This is a genomic window from Kitasatospora purpeofusca (assembly GCF_000718025.1).
Classification (GTDB): domain Bacteria; phylum Actinomycetota; class Actinomycetes; order Streptomycetales; family Streptomycetaceae; genus Kitasatospora; species Kitasatospora purpeofusca.
In genome coordinates this window covers 305,687-324,506 of sequence record NZ_JODS01000005.1, presented here as the reverse complement: position 1 = coordinate 324,506, position 18,820 = coordinate 305,687, and the positions used below count along the sequence as shown (strand labels likewise).

14 protein-coding genes are annotated in these 18,820 nt (G+C 74.4%); 7 read left to right on the top strand and 7 right to left on the bottom strand.

Annotated features, from left to right (window positions below; all coding sequences use genetic code 11):
* The first annotated feature begins 215 nt into the window (after positions 1 to 215).
* The 3 genes from IF01_RS0111360 (at position 216) to galE (ending at position 4,606) form a co-directional block, all read left to right on the top strand.
* The gene (locus IF01_RS0111360) at positions 216 to 2,591 is read left to right on the top strand and encodes an RICIN domain-containing protein (protein ID WP_051755174.1); all 2,376 of its coding nucleotides are present in this window, start codon (positions 216 to 218) and stop codon (positions 2,589 to 2,591) included.
* Between the two features lie 106 nt (positions 2,592 to 2,697).
* Positions 2,698 to 3,390 carry a hypothetical protein gene (locus tag IF01_RS46775; protein ID WP_030393217.1) on the top strand — a complete coding sequence of 231 codons (693 nt, stop codon included), beginning with the start codon at positions 2,698 to 2,700 and terminating at the stop codon, positions 3,388 to 3,390.
* A 196-nt stretch (positions 3,391 to 3,586) separates the two neighbouring features.
* A complete protein-coding gene (gene galE, locus IF01_RS0111350; protein WP_244215486.1) occupies positions 3,587 to 4,606 on the top strand; it encodes a UDP-glucose 4-epimerase GalE in 1,020 nt (339 codons plus the stop codon).
* 71 nt (positions 4,607 to 4,677) lie between these two features.
* Here the strand turns inward: galE and IF01_RS0111345 are convergent, their stop codons facing one another.
* A complete protein-coding gene (locus IF01_RS0111345) occupies positions 4,678 to 4,872 on the bottom strand; it encodes an antitoxin (protein WP_030393215.1) in 195 nt (64 codons plus the stop codon).
* A gap of 201 nt (positions 4,873 to 5,073) precedes the next feature.
* On the opposite strand from IF01_RS0111345, the gene IF01_RS43800 reads away from it, so the two are divergent.
* Positions 5,074 to 5,637, top strand: coding sequence for a DUF6542 domain-containing protein (locus IF01_RS43800; RefSeq protein WP_157855200.1), 564 nt, complete (start codon positions 5,074 to 5,076; stop codon positions 5,635 to 5,637).
* Positions 5,630 to 6,973 carry an LCP family protein gene (locus tag IF01_RS0111335; protein WP_051755171.1) on the top strand — a complete coding sequence of 448 codons (1,344 nt, stop codon included), beginning with the start codon at positions 5,630 to 5,632 and terminating at the stop codon, positions 6,971 to 6,973. The genes IF01_RS43800 and IF01_RS0111335 overlap by 8 nt, the downstream gene beginning before the upstream one ends.
* Positions 6,974 to 7,068: 95 nt before the next feature.
* Here the strand turns inward: IF01_RS0111335 and IF01_RS41605 are convergent, their stop codons facing one another.
* Complete coding sequence (locus IF01_RS41605) at positions 7,069 to 9,414, bottom strand: DUF7927 domain-containing protein (RefSeq protein ID WP_030393212.1); 2,346 nt, start codon at positions 9,412 to 9,414, stop codon at positions 7,069 to 7,071.
* 229 nt (positions 9,415 to 9,643) lie between these two features.
* On the opposite strand from IF01_RS41605, the gene IF01_RS0111325 reads away from it, so the two are divergent.
* Positions 9,644 to 10,633, top strand: coding sequence for an endonuclease/exonuclease/phosphatase family protein (locus IF01_RS0111325; protein WP_244215485.1), 990 nt, complete (start codon positions 9,644 to 9,646; stop codon positions 10,631 to 10,633).
* Positions 10,634 to 10,685: 52 nt separating this feature from the next.
* On the opposite strand, the gene IF01_RS49245 is transcribed toward IF01_RS0111325, so the two are convergent.
* Complete coding sequence (locus IF01_RS49245; protein ID WP_051755170.1) at positions 10,686 to 12,194, bottom strand: DUF6777 domain-containing protein; 1,509 nt, start codon at positions 12,192 to 12,194, stop codon at positions 10,686 to 10,688.
* 274 nt (positions 12,195 to 12,468) lie between these two features.
* On the opposite strand from IF01_RS49245, the gene IF01_RS0111315 reads away from it, so the two are divergent.
* Positions 12,469 to 13,830, top strand: a complete 1,362-nt coding sequence (locus IF01_RS0111315; RefSeq protein WP_030393209.1) for a streptophobe family protein — start codon at positions 12,469 to 12,471, stop codon at positions 13,828 to 13,830.
* Here the strand turns inward: IF01_RS0111315 and IF01_RS0111310 are convergent.
* The 4 genes from IF01_RS0111310 to IF01_RS0111295 form a co-directional block, all read right to left on the bottom strand.
* Positions 13,827 to 14,213: a DUF4259 domain-containing protein gene (locus IF01_RS0111310; RefSeq protein WP_030393208.1), complete on the bottom strand. Its 387-nt coding sequence runs from the start codon at positions 14,211 to 14,213 to the stop codon at positions 13,827 to 13,829. The two genes, IF01_RS0111315 and IF01_RS0111310, sit on opposite strands and share 4 nt — an antisense overlap.
* 88 nt (positions 14,214 to 14,301) lie before the next feature.
* Positions 14,302 to 15,324, bottom strand: coding sequence for a serine/threonine-protein kinase (locus IF01_RS0111305; RefSeq protein WP_030393207.1), 1,023 nt, complete (start codon positions 15,322 to 15,324; stop codon positions 14,302 to 14,304).
* Positions 15,325 to 15,542: 218 nt separating this feature from the next.
* Positions 15,543 to 16,130, bottom strand: coding sequence for a hypothetical protein (locus IF01_RS0111300; RefSeq protein WP_063764188.1), 588 nt, complete (start codon positions 16,128 to 16,130; stop codon positions 15,543 to 15,545).
* A gap of 94 nt (positions 16,131 to 16,224) precedes the next feature.
* Complete coding sequence (locus IF01_RS0111295; protein ID WP_030393205.1) at positions 16,225 to 18,600, bottom strand: FHA domain-containing protein; 2,376 nt, start codon at positions 18,598 to 18,600, stop codon at positions 16,225 to 16,227.
* Positions 18,601 to 18,820 lie beyond the last annotated feature (220 nt).

Below are 18,820 nucleotides of genomic sequence, written 5' to 3'. Positions count from 1 at the left end.
GCGCCGGGGTCCGCGCCGCGCACCCCGGGCGTGCGCCGACGACGCGTCACCGACCCCGCCTCGCATCCCGTCCGGACCCCCTCGTCCGCCCGCGCGAATTTCGAAAAGAGGTTTTTGTTATCCGGCCCGCCCGGGCCGGTCTCCTGAGTGTCGGAAGGTTCAGGCCATCACCCCGAGCGGTGGTCGAACCCTCGCACGAGGAGAGGAGACACCCGATGGGGCACCGGAGCACGGAGCTCCGCCGTCGGCGGCGTCGACGGACGGGCAAGCGCACCGCACTGATCTCACTGGCGGTCGCGGCCGGACTGGTCGCGGGCGCGCTGGGCATCAGCACCGCCATGGAGTCGTCCGCGGTGCACGACACCGCCGCGACGAGCGCGGTGGCGGGTTCGGTCGACGGGGTGGGCGGTGCCATGGCCGGCACGATCGCCGACGACGGCACGGGCCAGACCGGCACCGCCGAGAACGCCACCAGGGCCCCCGGGCCGAAGCGCGACCAGAAGGCCGCGCCGATCAAGGAGATACCCAAGGACCAGCCCGACCGCGGCCTGGTCTACGCCGGACTGAACCTGCCCGCCGGCGACCGCTGCGCCGGCTCCCTGGAGGTGACCGGCGGCGAGCTGTGCAGCCACGGCCCGGACGCGCCGCCGAAGGACGTGGACATCCGCAAGGACGTCCCGCCGGTGGCCGCCGCCGTCGCCCAGCCGGCCCCGCTGACGCCCCCGGCCGATGCCCAACCGCCCACCGCTGCCGACCTGGTGAAGGGGACGATGCCGGTCCTGGACGCCACGACGAAGACGCTGCTGGCCGACGCGGCCGGTGACCAGGCGGTCGCCGCCGCGCCCGCCGCCGGCGGCCAGGGCGTCGTCTGCGAGGGCGACGGCAGCGCCGGCAACCGGGTCCAGGTGGTCTACGCGCACACCCCGGGCAACGACCGGTTCGCCCAGTACCTGGCCTCCTTCAAGAAGTGGGCGGCCGACGTCGACGTCATCTACAACGCGAGCGCCCAGGAGACGGGTGGCGTCCGGCACGTCCGGTTCGTCACCGAATCCGACTGCTCCGCCTCGGTGTTGAACATCCAGGTGTCCGACGCGGAGATGGCCGACTTCAACACCAGCAACCGTGCGATCGCGGCCCAGGGCCTCAACCGCAAGGACCGCAAGTACATGATCTTCGCGGACGCCAAGGTGTACTGCGGCATCGGCACCTTCGCCGGCGACGAGCGGCCCGGCCAGGACAACCTGAGCAACTTCGGCCCCTCGTACGGCCGGACCGACTCGGGCTGCTGGGGCGGCCACACCGCCGCGCACGAACTCGGCCACAACCTGGGCGCGGTGAGCAACAGCGCGCCCAACTCCAGCAAGGGCGGCCACTGTGTCGACGAGTGGGACATCATGTGCTACTCGGACGCCCCGTACTACCCGGCGATGCGCACGGTCTGCCCGGACAACGCCAGTGACATGCGCCTGGACTGCCGGCACGACGACTACTACCACACCGACCCGGCGCCGGGCAGCTACCTCGCCACCCACTGGAACGTCGCCAACAACCGCTTCCTGATCGCCGGTGGCGGCACCGGGCCGACGCCCGACCCGACCCGGACCCCGACCGCTTCGCCGACCCCGACGAACTCGCCGACCCGCAGCCCGTCGCCGACCGCGACCGGCGGCACCCCGACGCCCACCGGCACGCCGACCGCGACCGGTTCGCCCACCGCGAGCCCGACCGCCACCAACAGCGCCTCGCCGACCGCGAGCCCGACCGGCACCCCGACCCCGACCGGATCGCCGACCGGCACCGGCACCCCGACGCCGACCGGCACCCCGACCGCCACCGGGACGCCGAGCCCCACCGGCTCGACCACCCCGACCCCGAGCCCGACCGCCTCGCCCACCGGCGGCACCACCGGCCCGGCCATGACGGTCAGTCAGGTCACCCAGACCTCGGCCGTGTTGAGCTGGCCTGCGGTGAACGGCGCGAGCGGCTACGACGTCCTGCTGAACGGCCAGACGATCGGCACCGTCCGGGCGACCGTGGTCGGCGTGGTCCGGCTCGCGCCCGACACCTCGTACTCCGTCGCGGTGGCCGTCCGGGACGCCGCCGGAGCGGTGTCCAAGCCGGGTCGCGCGGCCGCCTTCCGCACCTCGGCCGACGCCGGTAAGCCGCAGCCCGGCACCCGCTACAGCCTGCTGAACGGCCTCACCGGCCAGGCCGCCGACCTCTGGGGCAGCTCGCTCAACGACGGCACGGTGGCCATCGCCTACCAGCGCACCGGCTACGCCAACCAGAAGTGGACCTTCGAGGACACCGGTTCGGGCACGCTGCGGATCAAGTCCGTCCGCTCGGAGAAGTGCCTCCAGCTCGGCGGCAACCCGGTCGCCGGACAGTACGTCGCGCAGCGCCCCTGCTCGGACGCGGCCGGCCAGAAGTGGCGGGTCACCTCCGCCGGCGGTGCGGTCGTCCTGACCGCCGACGGTTCCGAGCTCGTCCTCGGTGCCAGCAAGCGCTGGTACTACGGCGGTTGGCTGCTGGAGCTGCAGAAGCCGAACGGCCAGACCTACCAGAGCTGGAACCTGCAGAAGACCACCTGACGTCCGGGGTTCGACCCCCGATCCCCGGACCCCGAGCCGGGTGCGGCCGCCGCTGACGCGGTGGCGGCCGCACCCGGCCCGTTCCACTCCACGAGGAAGACCCGCGATGCCCCGCACCCGTCAGTCCCTCGCCGCCCTGGCCCTCGCCGGGGCGGTCGTGCTCGCTCCCGCCGCAGTTCCCGCCGCCGCGCACGGCGACACCGTCCACCTGGAGGTGTCCGGACAGGACGGCGGGCGCGTCACCACCGTCGCCACCTGGGAGAACGACCGCGACCCGGTCACCGAGCAGTTCGCCGGGACGCTCTCCGCCACCTCGGCCGACGGCCGGGCGGCCGGACCGTGGCGGCTGGTCGCCGTGCCGGGGCGGCCGGGCACCTACACCACGCGGGAGTTCCTGCCGGCCGGGCACTGGCGGATCGCGGTGGACTGCGCGTTCCCCTCGCTCGGGCACGGTGAGCGCGAACTCGACGTCGAGGCCGCGGTGATCTCCGACCCGACACTCCCGACGCCCACCGGGCCGGGCACAGCAGGAACCGGTGCAGCAGGGACGGGCACAGCAGGGACGGGCACCGCGGGTCCGAGTACGACCGGGCCGGGCACGACCGGTGCCACCGTCCGGCCCACGGCTCCGGGCACCCCTCCCGCCACCTCCGCCCCGGCCACCGCCGGGGCCGCCACCGAAGCCGCGGACCCCGACGGCTCCGGCCTCGCCGCCCGGGCCGCGGTGGGCACCGCCGTCGTCGCCGTCGCCCTGGTCGCCGCCGGCCTCGTCCTGCGCCGCCGCAGCCGCCGTCCCTGAACCGCCGTCCCCGACCCGCCGTCCCTGAACCGCCGTCCCCGACCCGCCGTCCCTGAACGGCCCTCCCTGACCCGCCGGTCCCGAGCCCGCTCCGCCCCGGGGCGCCCCGCCGGGAACCGCCGGGTGCGAACCAGTCGTCCTCCCCCGCAACGGACGTCACGGGGCGTCCGTACCGAGGCAAGGGAGCATGCGGATCGTGCGGAAGGTACTGATCACCGGCGGGGCAGGCTTCATCGGAAGCACCGTGGCGTCCGCGCTGCTGGACGCGGGCATCACCCCGGTCGTCCTCGACGATCTCTCCAAGGGCCGGGCCGAGTTCGTCGAGGGCCGGGAGTTCTACCAGGGGGACATCGCGGACGCGGCGCTGGTCGATCGGATCTTCGCGGAGCACCCCGACATCGACGCGACGCTGCACTGCGCGGCCCGGATCGTCGTCCCCGAGTCGGTCGCGCGGCCGCTGTTCTACTACCGTGAGAACGTCGGCAAGACCGTCGAACTGCTGGAGTCGCTCCAGCGCAACGGCTGCACCCGGGTGGTCTTCAGCAGTTCCGCCTCCATCTACCGGCCCACCCCGACCGGCCGGGTCGACGAGAGCTGCCCGGTCGACGGCAGCAGCCCGTACGCGCGCACCAAGCAGATGATGGAGCAGGTGCTCCAGGACTGGACCCGGGGCGCCGACGCCGACGGGACGCGGGTCGTCGCGCTGCGCTACTTCAACCCGATCGGCGCGGACCCGCAGCTGCGGACCGGCCTCCAGGACCTCGCGCCGAGCCACGCGCTCGGCAAGCTGATCGAGGCGCACGTCAACGGCACGCCGTTCACCATCACCGGTGTCGACTGGGACACCCGGGACGGCTCGGGCATCCGGGACTACATCCACGTCCAGGACGTCGCCGACGCCCATGTCGCCGCGCTGGTCCGGTTCGACGAGGTGGTCCGGCCCGGAGCCGGGGAGCGCTACCGGGTCGTCAACATCGGTACCGGTGACGGCACCACGGTCCGCGAGCTGGTCGAGGCCTTCGAGCAGGCGATCGGCGAGAAGCTGGACGTCCGGGAGGCGGAGCCGCGCCCCGGCGATGTGCTCGGCTGCTACAGCGATGTGACGGCGGCGCGCGAACTGCTCGGCTGGGAGCCGCGCCGGAGCATCGCGGAGGGGGTCCGGGACGCGCTCGCGTGGCGCGCCCGCTGGATCGAGCGCCTGGCCGCCACCGTCTGACGGTCGACCGCGTGCGGACCCACCCCGAACCGGCCCGGCCGGTTCGGGGTGGGTCCGCCTCCGCGTCCGCGTTACTTGGACTCGTCCAGGCCGTTGACGAAGTCCTTGGCCTTGCCCGTGGCCGTGTCGATGTGCCCGCTGTACTTGCCGTCCGTCTTGTCGTCGACGATCCCGGCGACCTTGTCCAGGCCCTGGGTGACGGCGCCGCTGTGCTCGCGGGCGAGGCCGGTGGCCTTGTCGGCGAGGTTCTTGAGGTGCTCGAACATGATGGTCCTTCTGTTCGTTCCGCCCGGTTCGTGTTCATCCTAGCCGCCGCTGACCTGCTGCTTTCCCGGTCGGGAGGCCCCGTGGTGGGCAGGTGGCGGGTGTGGCCGGGGTGATTTCGCGGGGACGGGTTTGTATGCTCCACTTTTGCTCTACAGCATTGTAGAAGTTCACCGGAAGGCACGGCGGAAGGGGTGTGGGGCATGGTCGGGCAACACGCGAGAGGCGCGGGCGGAGCGGCCCCGCCGCCCCGCCCCGGTGGGACGGCGGTGGTGCTGCTGGCCGCGACCGGGCTGCCGCTGGCCGGCGCGGTCGCCGGGGAGCTGACCGGGAACGGCGGCGGTCCGCTGTTCGCCCTCGGCGCCGTCCTCGGCACCGGCGTCGCGGCGGCCCGCTGCACCCGCCCCGGGCGCTGGTGGGTCGTCATCGCCGCGCCGCCGGTGGTCCTGGCCGCCAGGGCCGGCACCGCCTGGGCCGCCGGTGCCGACGCCGCCCAGGGCAAGGCGCTCGCCTCCTCGGCCGTGCGCTGGGTGGTCGACGCCTTCCCGGTGATGGCGGTGGCCGTGATCGTGGCGCTGTCGGTGGTGGCCGGACGAGCGGCCCTCGCGGCCCGGTCGGCCCGCACCGACCCGACCGCGAACCCGATCGCGAAGCCGAGCCGCATCCCGAATCCGCGCCGGACCGCGGACCCGGGCTCCGACCGGCCCCCCGCCCCGGCCGCCGTCAACGCCGGCCCGACCACCGACCGGAGGCGCCGTCATGGCTGAACCCCGCACCGGACCGCTGACCGTCGCCGGACGCGTGCTCGCCGGCACCCTCTCGGTGGCCGTCCTCGGCGCGAGCGGCCTGGTCTGGTACGAGTACCGGCAACTCGACAGCGGCATGGTCAAGTCGGGCGCGCTCGCCGAGGCCCGGAAGAACGCGCCCCCGCACCTCGACCAGTCCGTCAACCTGCTGCTCATCGGCCTCGACAGCCGCAAGGACATGGACGGCAACGACCTGCCCAAGGAGTTCGTCGAGGAGGAACTGCACGCCGGCTCCAGCGAGATCGGCGGGTACAACACCAACGCGCTGATCGTCCTGCACATACCGGCCAACGGGGGCAAGGTGACGGCCCTGTCCGTCCCGCGCGACGACTATGTGCAGACCGTCGGCGCGGACGGGAAGATGCACAAGATCAAGGAGGCGTACGGCATCGCCAAGGAGGCCGCCGAGCAGAAGCTGAGCGGTAAGGGCCTGTCCAAACCGGAGCTGGAGCGGCAGAGCCGGGAGGCCGGGCGGGCCGCCACCCTCCAGACCGTCCAGTCCTTCCTGGACATCCCGATCGACCACTTCGCGGAGGTGAACCTGATCGGCTTCTACGACATCGCCAAGGCCGTCGAGCCGATCCAGGTCTGCCTCAACAACCCGGTGGACGACCCGATCGTCGCCCGGACGGCGACCCACGAGGGCGGCGGGACGGGGCTGCGGCTCCCGGCCGGCGTCAGCTCGCTCGACGCCCGGCAGGCGCTGTCGTTCGTCCGCCAGCGCCACCACCTGAAGAACGGCGACCTGGACCGGACCCACCGGCAGCAGGCCTTCATCTCCTCCGTCGTCTACAAGTTGAAGCAGGACGGCGTGGTCGGCGACCTCGGCCGGCTCCAGCGGCTGTTCGACGCGGTGAAGAAGGACGTGGTCATCGACGACCGTTGGAACGTCCTGGACTTCGCCCAGCAGGCGCCGAACCTGACCGGCGGCAATGTGGAGTTCAACACGCTGCCGATCACCGGGTTCAAGAACATCGGCGGCCAGGAGGTCAACACCGTCGACCCGGGCCAGATCAAGCGGATCGTCAAGCAGCTGTTCGGCCACGAGGTCCCACCGGAGGCCGCGCCCTCCGCCTCCGGAGAGCAGGTCGCGCCCGTCGTACCGGCCGCGTTCGCGGCGCCCGTCGCCACCCGGACGACGACCCCGGCCGCACCCCGTTCCACGCACTCCCCCCGCACCGCGAGCCCGTCCACCTCGCCGGAGGCCCCGTCGACCGGGCCCACCGCCGAGCCGACGCCGGACCTCCCCATGCAGGGTCCCGCGGTGAAGGCCGGTGGCATCCCCTGCGTGGACTGAACTCCGGGCGCCGTCTCATGACAGCGAGCCCGTGCCGGGCCCTTCCGCCCGGCACGGGCTCGCTGTCGGTCTGTGTCCGAGGACGAGGCGGGGGACTAGTGTCGGCGGCCCCGGGTGCGCAGGACGAGCAGGCCGATCGTCAGGCAGCCGAGCGCGCCGAGGGCGAGGACCGGGAGCGCGCCGGAGCCGGTGTCGGGCAGCTCCCCGTCAGGCCCGGGGGAGTGCGTCGGCCTGCCGGTGGGCTTGTGGCTGTGGCCGTGCGTCGCCGTGGGGGAGGGGGAGGCGGTGGGGCTGGGCGACGCGGTCGGGGAAGCGGTCGGGGAAGGGGACGCCGTCGGTGAGGGCGAGGCGGTCGGGGAAGCGGTCGGGGAAGGGGACGCCGTCGGTGAGGGCGAGGCGGTCGGGGACGGCGACGGCGTGGGGACGGCCACCGTCACGTCGGCGTGGCAGCGGGCGTCGCCCTCGCCGGGCGGGCAGTTGTTGCGGTAGGTGCTGGAGGTGACGGTGTTGGCGAGCGCCGTGTCGGTGGTCAGCGTGCTGTGCACGGTCACCGAGTAGGTGATGGTGGCGCTCCCGCCGACCGGCAGGTCCCCGCTCCAGTGCAGGGTGTTGCCGGTGACGGTGACGTTGCCCAGGTCGGTGGCGGCGTCACCGTTGTAGTCGGCCCGGGAGAGCACGTCGGCGAGGTTGTCGTCGAGGGTGACCCCGGGTGCGGCGACGCGGCCGGTGTTGGTGACCTTGATCCGGTAGCCGACGGTCTTGCCGGGGGTGGTGGAGGTGGGGGTGGCGGTCTTCTCGATCGAGTAGACCGGGGTGTCGACCACGGTGTTGCGCACGGTGTTGCTGGTGCGGGTCTGCTCGCGCTGCGTCTGCTTGCCCTGGAAGGCGAGGGTCGCGCTGTCGTCCAGGACGGTGCCGGCGGTGGCGGCCTGGTCGACGGTGGCCCGGAAGGCGACGGTGGTGCTCGCGCCCGGGGCGAGGTCGGCGACCTGGCAGGTGACGGTCTGCCCGGTGGCGGTGCAGGAGGGGTTGGAGCCCGCGACGAAGGTGGTGCCGGCCGGCAGATGGTCGGTGACGGTGATGCCGGTGGCGGTGTCGAGGTCGCCGGTGCCGCCGTCGGCGTGCCGGTTGGCGACGGTGAAGGTGTAGGTGATGCTGTCGCCGGGGCCGACGTTGCCGGGCGGGTTGTTGTCGGTGGTGCCCGCCGGGGTGTTGGCCTTGGTGATCTGCAGGTCCGGTTCGAGGGCGTCGACGGCGAGCCAGACGGCCTGCGGGTGCAGCGCGTCGCCGGCGCCGTTGATCCGGAGCACGGCCTGGGTGGCGTCGGCGGGGATCTTGCCGGTGACGTCGATCATGCGGGCGTCGTAGCCGTAGTTGTTGACCGGCGCGGGGTCGCGGGTCGTGATGTTGCTGCCGGTGCCGTCGGTGGCGACCCGGTCGATCCGGCTGGTGAAGGCGTTGTCGGTGACGACACCGGTGGGGCCGGGCATCGGCAGCAGGGTCAGGTTGTCGGTCGCGGAGCCGACCAGCAGCTGGTCGCCCGCGATCGGCACGTCGCCGTCGCCGACGGTGACGCCCATGGTGGCCGGCGGGGTGGTGGCGGGGGTGCGGATGCCGGCGAGGGTGAGCGTCGCCAGGTTGTCGGGGGAGCGCAGCAGCTGGAAGCCGTCCCAGACCTGGAGGTAGCGCAGCGGGTCGGCCTGGTCCTGGTAGGCCACCACGAGCGACCAGCCGCCCCAGCAGCCCACGTTGTTGCCGCCGGAGTTCTGCGCGGAGGAGCGGCCGGCGCAGGCCTGGATGTCCGCGACGGTGTAGCTGCCCGCGCCCGCGGCCTTCACCTGGGCGGTGACGTCCTTCACGCCGGCCCCGGCCAGCAGAGGCTCGGGCGGGGTGCCGCCGACCTGCTGGTCGAACCAGTCGTAGGTGTCGGCGGTGACCTGCTCGTAGGAGGCGCCCCCCGGGACCTTCCAGGACACCGTGTTGCCCTTGTTGATGTCCCCGGAGGTGCCGCCGGCGTTGCTGGTGTTGGTCGGGTTGAACTGCCAGTACAGCCGGGCGGTGAGTACCTCGGCCCCGGCCGGGATCTGCAGCTGGGCCGAGGAGGCGTTGTTCCCGGGCGCGTTCGGGTCGGTCTTGATGTACTTGGTGCGGCCGTTGTTGGTGCCCTCGGTGTCGTTGCAGACCGATCCGTCGCTGTCGTCACAGGTCAGGACCGAGTTCGAGGCCATCGTCAGGTTGCCGTGGGTCAGCAGGTCGACCACCGGGTCGGGGCCGATCGGCCGCTGGGTACCGGCCCCGCGGACCGCCGCCTGGCGCTGCGGCAGGTCCGGCGCCGCGAAGGCCCGGTCCAGGGCGAAGGGCGCCGCCAGCCCGGCGGCCAGCGGGACCGCCAGGCACAGGGCGGACAGGCGTTTGCGGTGCGGGGAGGGGCGATGAACCACGGGTGGCCTCACAACGGGCGGTCGGATCGGGGCGGGTCCGTCCCACCCTCGCCCGGGCTCGGGACCGTTCTGTCCGGACACGCAGAAACGATCACCTCAATAGCTCAGTGACGCGGGGCCCCGGGAGAAGGCGCGGTGGTTCCCCGCCGGAGGCCGGTGTGCGGAGCGGTACGGAACCGCGCCGCCGACCGGGGCGTCCTGAGCCAGAGGCGCGGGGCTGGAGCGAGGGGTGGGGAAGCCGGTGGAGCGGGCACGCTGGTGGGTGTGGGTGCGGCGGGTGCTGGAGTGGTCCGGCTGGGCGGTGTCGGCGCTGTCGGCCGCGCTGGTGGCGGTCCGCCTCGGCGGGTGGGACGACGGGACGCCGCTCGCGCTCGCCGTGGTGCTGCTGCCGTACGCGGCGCTGGGCGGCGTGCTCGCGCTCGGGGTGCTGCTGGCGCTCCGCTCGTGGTGGGCGGCGGCGGTCGCCGGTGTCCTGGTGGCGGTGCAGGCCTTCTGGCTGGTCCCGAGGCTGGTGCCGGACGGCGGTGCCGCTCCGGCGGCCGACGCGCCCCGGCTGCGGGTCGCCACCAGCAACGCCTGGGTGGGGCAGGCCGATGCCGCGGAGATCGTCCGGCTGGTGCGCGAGCAGCGCGTCGACGTGCTCGCGATGGAGGAGCTGGGGCCGGGCGCGGTCGCCGGGCTGGACCGGGCGGGCATCGCCGAGGTGCTGCCGCACCGGGAGCTGCGGCCCGGTCGGGACACCGCGATCTACTCGCGGCTCCCGCTGACGCCGCTCGACGGCTCGGCCTCGGAGGCGGCCCGGGAGCAGATCGCGGCCGAGGTGACGGTCGGCGGCCGCACCGTCCGGCTGACGGCCGTGCACACCTACTACCCGCTGGGTGACTCCGGGCGCTGGGCGGAGGACTTCGACGGACTGCGGGCGGCGGTGTCCGGCGCCACCCGCAACGCCGTCCTGCTGGGGGACTTCAACGCGACGCTCGACCACTCGCCGATGCGCGCCCTGCTCGACACCGGCCTCGCCGACACCCACGCGGAGCTGGGCCGGGGGGTCGCGCCCACCTGGCCGGAGTCGGACACCTACTTCAGCGCGCTGTGGCCGGTGATCCAGATCGACCACGTGCTGCACGGGGAGGCGCTGCGCGCGGTGTCGGTGACGGAGTACCGGGTGCGGGGCACCGACCACCGCGCGGTGGTCGCGGAGCTGGCCGTCACCGGCTGACGCAGGGCCGCCGGGGCCCGCGTCAGCCGGTGACGGCCGGTGACGGCCGGGCTCAGCCGGTGGTCGCCGTGACGGTGGGGCAGGGCGGCAGGGTGGACGGCGCGGCGGTGGCGCAGGTCGCCGCGGCCGTCGCCGGCTGCTGGGCCGTGGTGGTCGACGCGGCCGTCTTTGTGGTGGTCGTGGTGGCGGCCGGGGTGGTGGTCACCGTCGGCTTCGAGCTCGCCGACTCGGTGGAGGCGCTGGTCGAGGTGCCGGCCGAGGCGGACGAGGAGGTGGCGCCGGAGGAGGTCGCGCCGGACGACGTGGCGCCCGAGGACGTGGCTCCTGAGGAGGTGGCCCCGGAGGAGGTGGCACCCGAGGAGGTCGCGCCCGAGGTCGAGGCGGTCGCCGAACTGCTGGACGGCCCGGTGGAGCCGGACGGCGAACCCGAGGTCGAGGACGAGGACGAGGAAGACGTCGAGGCGGAGGTGGAGCCCGAGTTCGACGGGCTCGACGAGGCGGACGGCCAGGAGGTGGCGGGCGGGACGCCGGGTGCCAGCGGACCGCGCGGCTCCCGGACCTCCTTGTCGACGACCTTGACCTGTCCCGTCACCCGCGCGAACCAACCGCCGGTCACGATGTCCACCAGTACGATCTCGGTCACCGGCCGGGGCGCGGCGACCAGGATCACCAGTGTGCTCGGCTGGAAGCCCGTCCACGGCTTGCCGACGTACTTGGCGTCCGAGACCAGCGTCGGCGCCTTCAGCGGGTTGCCGCAGCCGCAGCGCACCCGCGGCACGCCCTGCGCGTCGACCAGCACGGCGGTGCCGGCCTGGAGCACGGACTGGTAGGCGACGGCCGCGCCGCCCTGGTAGCTGTGATTGGTTACCCGGGTGTCCACCCGCAGATAGGCCGAGGTCAGCGACCGCAGGTAGCCGGGGATCGCGGACTGCTCGATGCCCTGGGCCGAGGCCCAGGCCCGGCCGGTGTCGCCGGTCGAGGTGATCGAGATCAGCCGCTCCACGTCGCAGCTCGGCTTGTTCATCGTCCCGCCGTAGACGCCGGCCGATGTCCCCTCGACGTTGTGGAGCCCGGTGCTCGCGGTGGCCGTGGCACCGGCCGTTCGGGTGGCGGTCGCCGTGGACGGCGCCGGGGCGGCGGGAGCCTGCACCGCCTCCGTCTGGACCGAGGGGGTGAACGGCGCCGGGCCCGGGTCCTGCGGACCCTGCAGCGCGACCTCGTTCGCGGTCGGCACGGTGGTGTCGTTGCCGCCGCCACCGCCGCTGTTGTTGTTGATGATCAGCACCGCCGCCACCACGGCCAGCGCGGCGGTGCCGGCGACCAGGGCGGCCTTCCGTCCGGAGCGCCACCACGGCGTCGGACGCCCCCCGCCCGGCCCGCCCTGACCGGACGACCCGCCCGGTCCGCCGCCGCCCGGTCCGCCGGCCCCGCCGGAGGCCGGGCCGGACGGGGGACCGGGCGGACCGGACCGGCCGCCCGACGGCGGGCCGGAGAGCGGGCCGGACGGCGGTCCGGAGGGCGGGCCGAGGGGCGGGCCGGACGAAGGCGGTTGGGAACTCATCGAGGCTCCGTTTCGCAGGCGGCCGGTCCACCCGGCCGGCGCAGGAGGCTCCTGCCACTGGGATCCATTTCTGCCCCGGGTGCCCGCCCGTCGCAACAGCAGCGGGCGGCGCGCGGGGCGTCGAGCGGGACCGGCGGGCGGGGCAACGGGGTGACGGTGGTGGCGGTGGTGACGGGCGGACAGGCGGGCGGGCCGGTCCTGGGCCACCCTGGTGGCAGGCGTGGGGGCCGCGACCGGGACGCACGGGGGACACCGAGCCGACAGGGAGACCCGCATGCACCAGCAGGCCCGTTCGAGCGGGCCGGCCCGCACCGGGGCGGCCGGACCGCCCGGCGCCGTGCGCGGCTGGCTGGACGCGGTGGCGGTCGTCCTGGCCGGCTTCGCCGCGATGGCGGCCGTCGCCGCGCTCGGCCTCTGGGCGGCCGGCGCGAACGACCTCCCCGGCGGCGGCTTCCCGTACGTGCTCGCCGCCACCCTCACCCTCGCCGTCGGCGGCTCGGTGGGCCTCGACGGCGGCGCCGGCTTCTTCGCCTCCGTCGACGCCGGGATCGTCGCGATGCCGCTGTCCGTGAGCCTGGTCGGCGCACTGGCCGTGGCCGAGGTGTTCCTGCGCCAACTGCGCTTCCGCGCGGTGGCGGGCGGCCGGGAACTGCTCGGCCGCGCCGCCCGGACGGCGGTGGTCTGGCTGGTCGCCCTCGCCCTGCTCTGCGTCGCCGCCCGGCACACCTTCCCGGTGCCGCTCGGCGGCGGTCTGGTCGAACAGCTCGGCGGCGCGCTCGGGATCGACCCCGAGGTGGGCTTCCACGCGGAGCCCGCGCCCACCCTCGGCCTCGGGCTGCTCTGGCTGCTGGTGGTGCTGGCCGCGACCTTCGCCGTCTCCCGCCGGGCCCCGCTGCCGCGCTCCCTGGTGCCCTTCCAGCAGGCCGTCCGCCCGGCCGGGTTCGCGATGCTGCTGGTCCTGCTCGGGTGCGTGGCACTGGGGGTGGTGGCCGCGATCGTCACCGCCGCGGTGAACGGGAACGCCCGCGAGGTGGCCGCCGTCGCCCTGCTCGCCCTGCCCAATCTGGTCTGGCTCGCCTTCGGCGTCGGCCTCGGCGGCGAGTGGCACGGCCACCTGGTCGGCGCGATCGGACTGCCCGTGCCCAAGTCGCTGGCCGCCGTACTGCGCGTCGGCGAGGGCCAGGACGGCACGGTGAGCCTCGGCACGCTCGCCGAACAGAACGCCCGGGCCTGGTGGTTGCTCCCGGCGGCCGCCGTCCTGATGCTCGCCGCCGGGGTGTTCGCCGCGCACCGCGCACCGCGCGGGGTCCGGCTCTGGCAGCACGCGGTGCGGCTGGCGGCGGCCGCCGCCGTCACCATGCTGCTGGTCGGCGTCTGGACCAGGATCTCCGCCGACTACGGCCTCTCGGTGCTCGGGGTCGGCCTCGGCGAGGGTGGACTGGGCGACCTGCTCAGCTCCGTGCTCGGCCCGGCGGCGGGCCCGGTCGGCCAGGCCGCCGCCCTGACCGGCGGCACGCTCACGCTCGACCCGGTGCTCTGGATCACCGTGCCGCTCGCCGCCGGCTGGGGCCTGCTGACCGGCGCCCTGGGCGCCCTCGCCGCCACCCGCCTGCCCCGCCGCGGGGAGACCGGCTAGGCGTCCTCGTCGATCTCCGCCTCCCGCGCGTCGGCGGCCAGTAGGTCGAAGGTGCGGATCAGCACCTCCCGGCGCTTCCTCTTGTACTCGGGCTTGGGCTCCAGGCCGTCGATGCTGCGCTCCCAGACGGCCATGTAGGTCTCCTTCCAGCCCTCGATCACCTCGGCCTTCGGCAGTCCCTCGGTGGAGTGGCCGGCCTGCGCGAGGACGTGCAGCAGCTCCAGCTGGCAAGGCACGGCCTCGCCCCAGTACTCGTCGGGCTCGATGCCGACCGGATCGCCCGCCATCGCCTCGGCGACCTCGTCGACGAGGCGGCCGACGACCGCCGACAGGTGGTCCAGCGCCGTGTCGCTCTCGAAGTTCCCACTGCCCCACGTGCCCACGGATTCTCCCCGGTCGCTGCCGTCCTCGCTGTCGGGGCCATCGAAGCAGGCAGCACCGACAACGGCCGGTGTCGGCGCCCGGCGAGCGTCACCGCCAGTGGCCGGGGCCGGGTGGGCGGACGGCCGGGAGGGCCCAGGCGGGGGGTTCGGGGACGCCGGGGGTTGCGCCGAACGGGGGTGCGGCGACGGCGGGGACGACCTGGGTCGGGGGGCCGGCCGTGCCCCACTGGGCGCCGGGCGGACCGGTGGCCGGGGGGACGGTGCCGGCCGCGCGCAGTTCGGCGACGAACTGCAGGCAGCTGGCGAACCGATCCTCGGGAGCCTTGGCGAGGGCCCGGCCGACCACCTCGTCCACGGCGGGCGGCAGGTCGGGCCGGTGCTCGCGCATGGTGGGCGGCGGGTCGTTGAGGTGGGCCCAGAGCAGTGCGAGGTCGCTCTCCCGGCGGAACGGCGGCGCTCCGGAGAGCATCTCGAAGACGACGCAGCCGAGGCCGTACTGGTCGCAGCTGCCGTCCAGCGGTCGTCCGGAGATCTGCTCGGGCGCGGCGTAGTCCAGGGTGCCGACGATCTGGCCGACGCCGGTCAGGCCGCTCAGCGACAGGGACTTCTTGGTGAGGCCGAAGTCGGCGAGGTAGAGGTGCTCGGGGTGCTCGCTGTCGGTGCCCGGGGCGACGAGCACATTGCCGGGTTTGACGTCCCGGTGGACCAGGTCGTGGTCGTGCGCGGCGTCCAGCGCGGACGCGATCTGCAGGGCGAGTCCGGCGGCCCGCTCGACCGGGAAGGGGCCGCCCCGGGCGATCAGGCCGCGCAGGTCTCCGTGCTCGACGTAGCGCATCGCGATGAAGAGGATGCCGTCCGCCTCGCCCGCCTCGAACACCGGGATGATGTGCGGGTGGTCGATCGCGGCGGCGACCTGCGACTCGTGGATGAAGCGGCGCCGGAACACCTCGTTGCGGGCGAGTTCGGGGGCGAGCAGTTTGACCGCGACGGTGCGGCCCAGCCGCAGGTCCTTGGCCCGGTAGACGACGGCCATGCCGCCGCGGCCGATCTCCGCCTCCAGCCGGTACCCGGCGACCCGCCGTCCGACCAGGCCGGCGGGCAGGCTCGGCAGAGCGAGGGCGGCGTCGTCGTCGGGGTCCGCCGGGAGGTCGGGGCCGGGTGCGGGGCCCGGCCCGGCGGGAGCGGCGGGAGCGGCCGCCGCGGTGGGACCGGCGTCGGGCACTTCGGTGGGCCGCGCCGCGGTGGGAGGGTGCGGGGACGGCCCGGCGGGCGGCTGCTCGCCGGGCCGCGGTTCCGGCGGGGGTTCCGGCAGCGGTTCCGGGGGCGTGCTCACGGCTCCACCAGTCGGGTGGGCTCGCCGGCCTCCGGCGGCGGCCCGGCGTTCGGCGTCCCGGCGGCCGGTCTGCCGCTGTCGGGCAGCCGCGGCCGGTCGCCGACGGCGTAGGTGTGCAGCTGGAGGCCGTCGCAGTAGGACCAGCGGTCGTGCACCGGGTCGAACACCCAGAGCCGCTCGCCGTCGACGACCAGCCCGATCCGCAGGCCGCGCGTCCGGTCCCGGAAGCTCTCCAGGTCGACGCCGCCGGCGGCGAGGTCCTCCAGCAGCGAGCGGTAGCGGGCCAGGCCGCCCTCCGCCTCGGCGAGGGCGGGGCGCGGGTCGGCGGTGCGGGCCGGCGGGCCGGTGGCGGCGGGCGGGACGCCGGGGAGCGAGAGCAGCAGCCGGCCGTCGACCCAGGTGGTCCAGCCGTTGGAGCAGAGCACCTGGGCCCAGTCCCCGGCGCGGCCGAGCAGTTGCAGCGGCAGCAGCGGGTCCAGCGGGGACGCGGGTTGCGCCGGGTCCGGGGCGGCCCAGCTGGGCAGGCCGTCGGGTGGGGCCACATGGGTGGGGCGGAACCCGAACTCGTCCATCGGCAGGGTCACTTCCGCAGGGTCGCTTCCGCTGGTTCACTTCCGCTGATTCGCTTGCGTTGATTCACTCGGGCCGATTCACTCGCTCCGGTTCACTCGCGCCGGTTCATTTCCGCATGATCGCTGGCTCCTGCCGCCGCAGCAGGGCGAGCACGGCGACGGCCAGCAGCACCGCGAGCCCGACCAGCAGGGCCAGCGCGAACAGCCACCCCGCCCGGTCCTGCCGGAACAACGGGTCGGCGGTGATCGCGGTCGGCAGGACGGTGTGCAGGTCGACGGTGCGGGCCATCGCGGACAGGCCCCAGCGGGACGGCACCAGCCAGGAGAACTGCTCCAGGCCGGGTACGCCGTGCAGCTTCAGCATGGCGCCGCTGAACACGATCTGCACCACGGAGAGCAGCACCAGCAGCGGCATCGTCGCCTCCTCCTTGCGGACCAGGGCGGACACCAGCAGGCCCAGCATCATCGCGGAGAAGGACAGCAGCGCCACCGCGATGATCAGCTCGGCCAGTGGTGGCAGCAGTACGCCGCTGTGCACCGTCACCCCGTTGGCCAGGGTCGGGCTGAGATCGACGCCGGCCAGGCCGACCACCGTCAGTACGGCGGCCTGCCCCACCGTGATCGTGCCGAGCACCACCACCTTGGACACCAGATAGGCCGAGCGGGACAGCCCGACCACGCGTTCTCGCTGGTAGATCGGCCGTTCCTTGACGATCTCGCGCACCGCGTTGGCCGAGCCGGTGAGCAGACCGCCGATGCAGAGCGTGAGCAGGCAGTTCAGCGCGTTGTCGGAGGAGAGCCGGCTGCCCGCCATCGCCCGGCACATCACGCCGATCAGGAACGGCAGGGCGATCATCACGGTCAGGAACAGCCGGTCGGCGGCGAGCACCGCCGTGTAGCGCCGGATCAGTGTGCCCAGCTGGGCGAACCAGCCCTGCGGCTGCTCCGGGCCGATGCTGTCGGCGCCCTCCGCCCCGGGACCGGCCACCGGGACCGGCCGTCCGGGCGGCAGGGCCCCGGCGGCGACGTACCGCTCGTACTGGGGCGACTCCCGGAACCGGCGCTGCCAGGCCGCGTGGTCCTCGTTCTCGAACGCCTCGAAGGCCTGCGGCCACTCGGTGAAGCCGAAGAACGGCAGCGCCTCGTCGGGCGGGCCGTAGTAGGCGGTGCGACCGCCGGGGGCGAGCACCAACAGCCGGTCGCAGACGTCCAGGCTGAGCACACTGTGGGTGACCACGACGACGGTGCGTCCGTCGTCGGCCAGGCCGCGCAGCATCTGCATCACCGAGCGCTCCATGCCCGGGTCCAGCCCCGAGGTGGGCTCGTCGAGGAAGAGCAGCGAGGGTTTGGTGAGCAGTTCGAGGGCGACGCTGACGCGTTTGCGCTGGCCGCCGGAGAGGCTGGAGATCACCAGGTCGGCGCGGGCGTCCAGGCCGAGTTCGTGGATCACCTCGGAGACCCTGGCCTCCCGCTCCTCCTTGGCGGTGTCGCCGGGGAAGCGCAGTTCGGCGGCGTAGGAGAGCGCGCGGCGGACGGTCAGCTGGGTGTGCAGGATGTCGTCCTGCGGCACCAGGCCGATCCGGCGGCGCAGCTCCGCGTAGTCGCGGTAGAGGTCGCGGCCGTCGTAGAGCACGGTGCCCTCGTCGGCCGGACGCAGCCCGGTGAGCGCGTTCAGCAGGGTGGACTTGCCGGCGCCGCTGGGGCCGGCCACGGCGAGCAGGGCCTTCTCGGCGAGCGGGAAGGAGACGTCGTCGAGCAGCACCCGCCGGTCGGAGCCGACGCGCACGACCAGGCCCTGCACATTGAGCGAGACCTCCCCGGTGTCGGTGTACTCGACGAGCTCGTCGCCGGAGAGGCAGAGCGCGAAGTGGCCGATGCCGACGATGTCCGCCGGGCCGATCGGGGCCCGCTGGACGGGGCGGCCGTTGAGGTAGGTGCCGTTGTGGCTGCCCAGGTCGACGATCTCGTGACCGCCGTCGGGCAGGGTGCGCAGTTCGGCGTGGTGCCGGGAGACGACGAGGTCCTCCAGCACCAGTTCGTTGTCGGGGGCCCGGCCGATCCGCACCGTCCGGCCGGGCAGCCGCAGCACGGCGCTGGGCCGGCGGAAGGTGCCGGAGACCGCCGGGACGACGAGCGAGGGCCGCTCGGCCGGGGCTGCGGCGGGCAGGCCGGCGAAGGTGGCGGACGGCCCGTCCGCCGCGTCGCCGAACCGCAGCCTGGTGCCGGGGCCGACCTCCTCGGACCGGATCCGGCGACTGTCGGCGAAGGTGCCGTTGGTGCTGCCGACGTCCTCCAGCTGCCAGTGGTCGGAGGTGGTGTGCAGCACGGCGTGGTGCCAGGAGACCCGGGGGTCGTCGAGGACGATCTCGCTGGTCGGGTCGCGGCCGACGTGGTACGCCCGGCGCGGATCGAGCAACTGCGAATCCGTGTCGGTGACGAGGACCAGGGGCGGCGCGTCGGGCGCGCCCGGGCGCTCTCCCATGCTTCGGAGTCTAGTCGGGCGGCGCCCGCGCGGCCCGGTCGACGAGTCCGACGGCGCCCGCGCGGCCCGGTCGCCCCGCCCGGTGACCCCGTGCGGCGGCGCCCGCCCGGACCGGTCACGGAGGGTGCGGAGCGGCCGGGCGGGCCGATGCCGGGCAATTGGACTGGACCACTGGATTGCCGCCTGGGTACTGCCCTATCGTTCGGGGAGATCTGTACGG

Excerpts from the sequence above, each read along its gene's own strand:
- IF01_RS0111360 (WP_051755174.1), top strand. The coding sequence starts at position 216 with ATGGGGCACCGGAGCACGGAGCTCCGCCGTCGGCGGCGTCGACGGACG.
- IF01_RS46775 (WP_030393217.1), top strand. The coding sequence starts at position 2,698 with ATGCCCCGCACCCGTCAGTCCCTCGCCGCCCTGGCCCTCGCCGGGGCG.
- IF01_RS0111345 (WP_030393215.1), bottom strand. The coding sequence starts at position 4,872 with ATGTTCGAGCACCTCAAGAACCTCGCCGACAAGGCCACCGGCCTCGCC.
- IF01_RS43800 (WP_157855200.1), top strand. The coding sequence starts at position 5,074 with ATGGTCGGGCAACACGCGAGAGGCGCGGGCGGAGCGGCCCCGCCGCCC.
- IF01_RS0111335 (WP_051755171.1), top strand. The coding sequence starts at position 5,630 with ATGGCTGAACCCCGCACCGGACCGCTGACCGTCGCCGGACGCGTGCTC.
- IF01_RS49245 (WP_051755170.1), bottom strand. The coding sequence starts at position 12,194 with ATGAGTTCCCAACCGCCTTCGTCCGGCCCGCCCCTCGGCCCGCCCTCC.
- IF01_RS0111315 (WP_030393209.1), top strand. The coding sequence starts at position 12,469 with ATGCACCAGCAGGCCCGTTCGAGCGGGCCGGCCCGCACCGGGGCGGCC.
- IF01_RS0111295 (WP_030393205.1), bottom strand. The coding sequence starts at position 18,600 with ATGGGAGAGCGCCCGGGCGCGCCCGACGCGCCGCCCCTGGTCCTCGTC.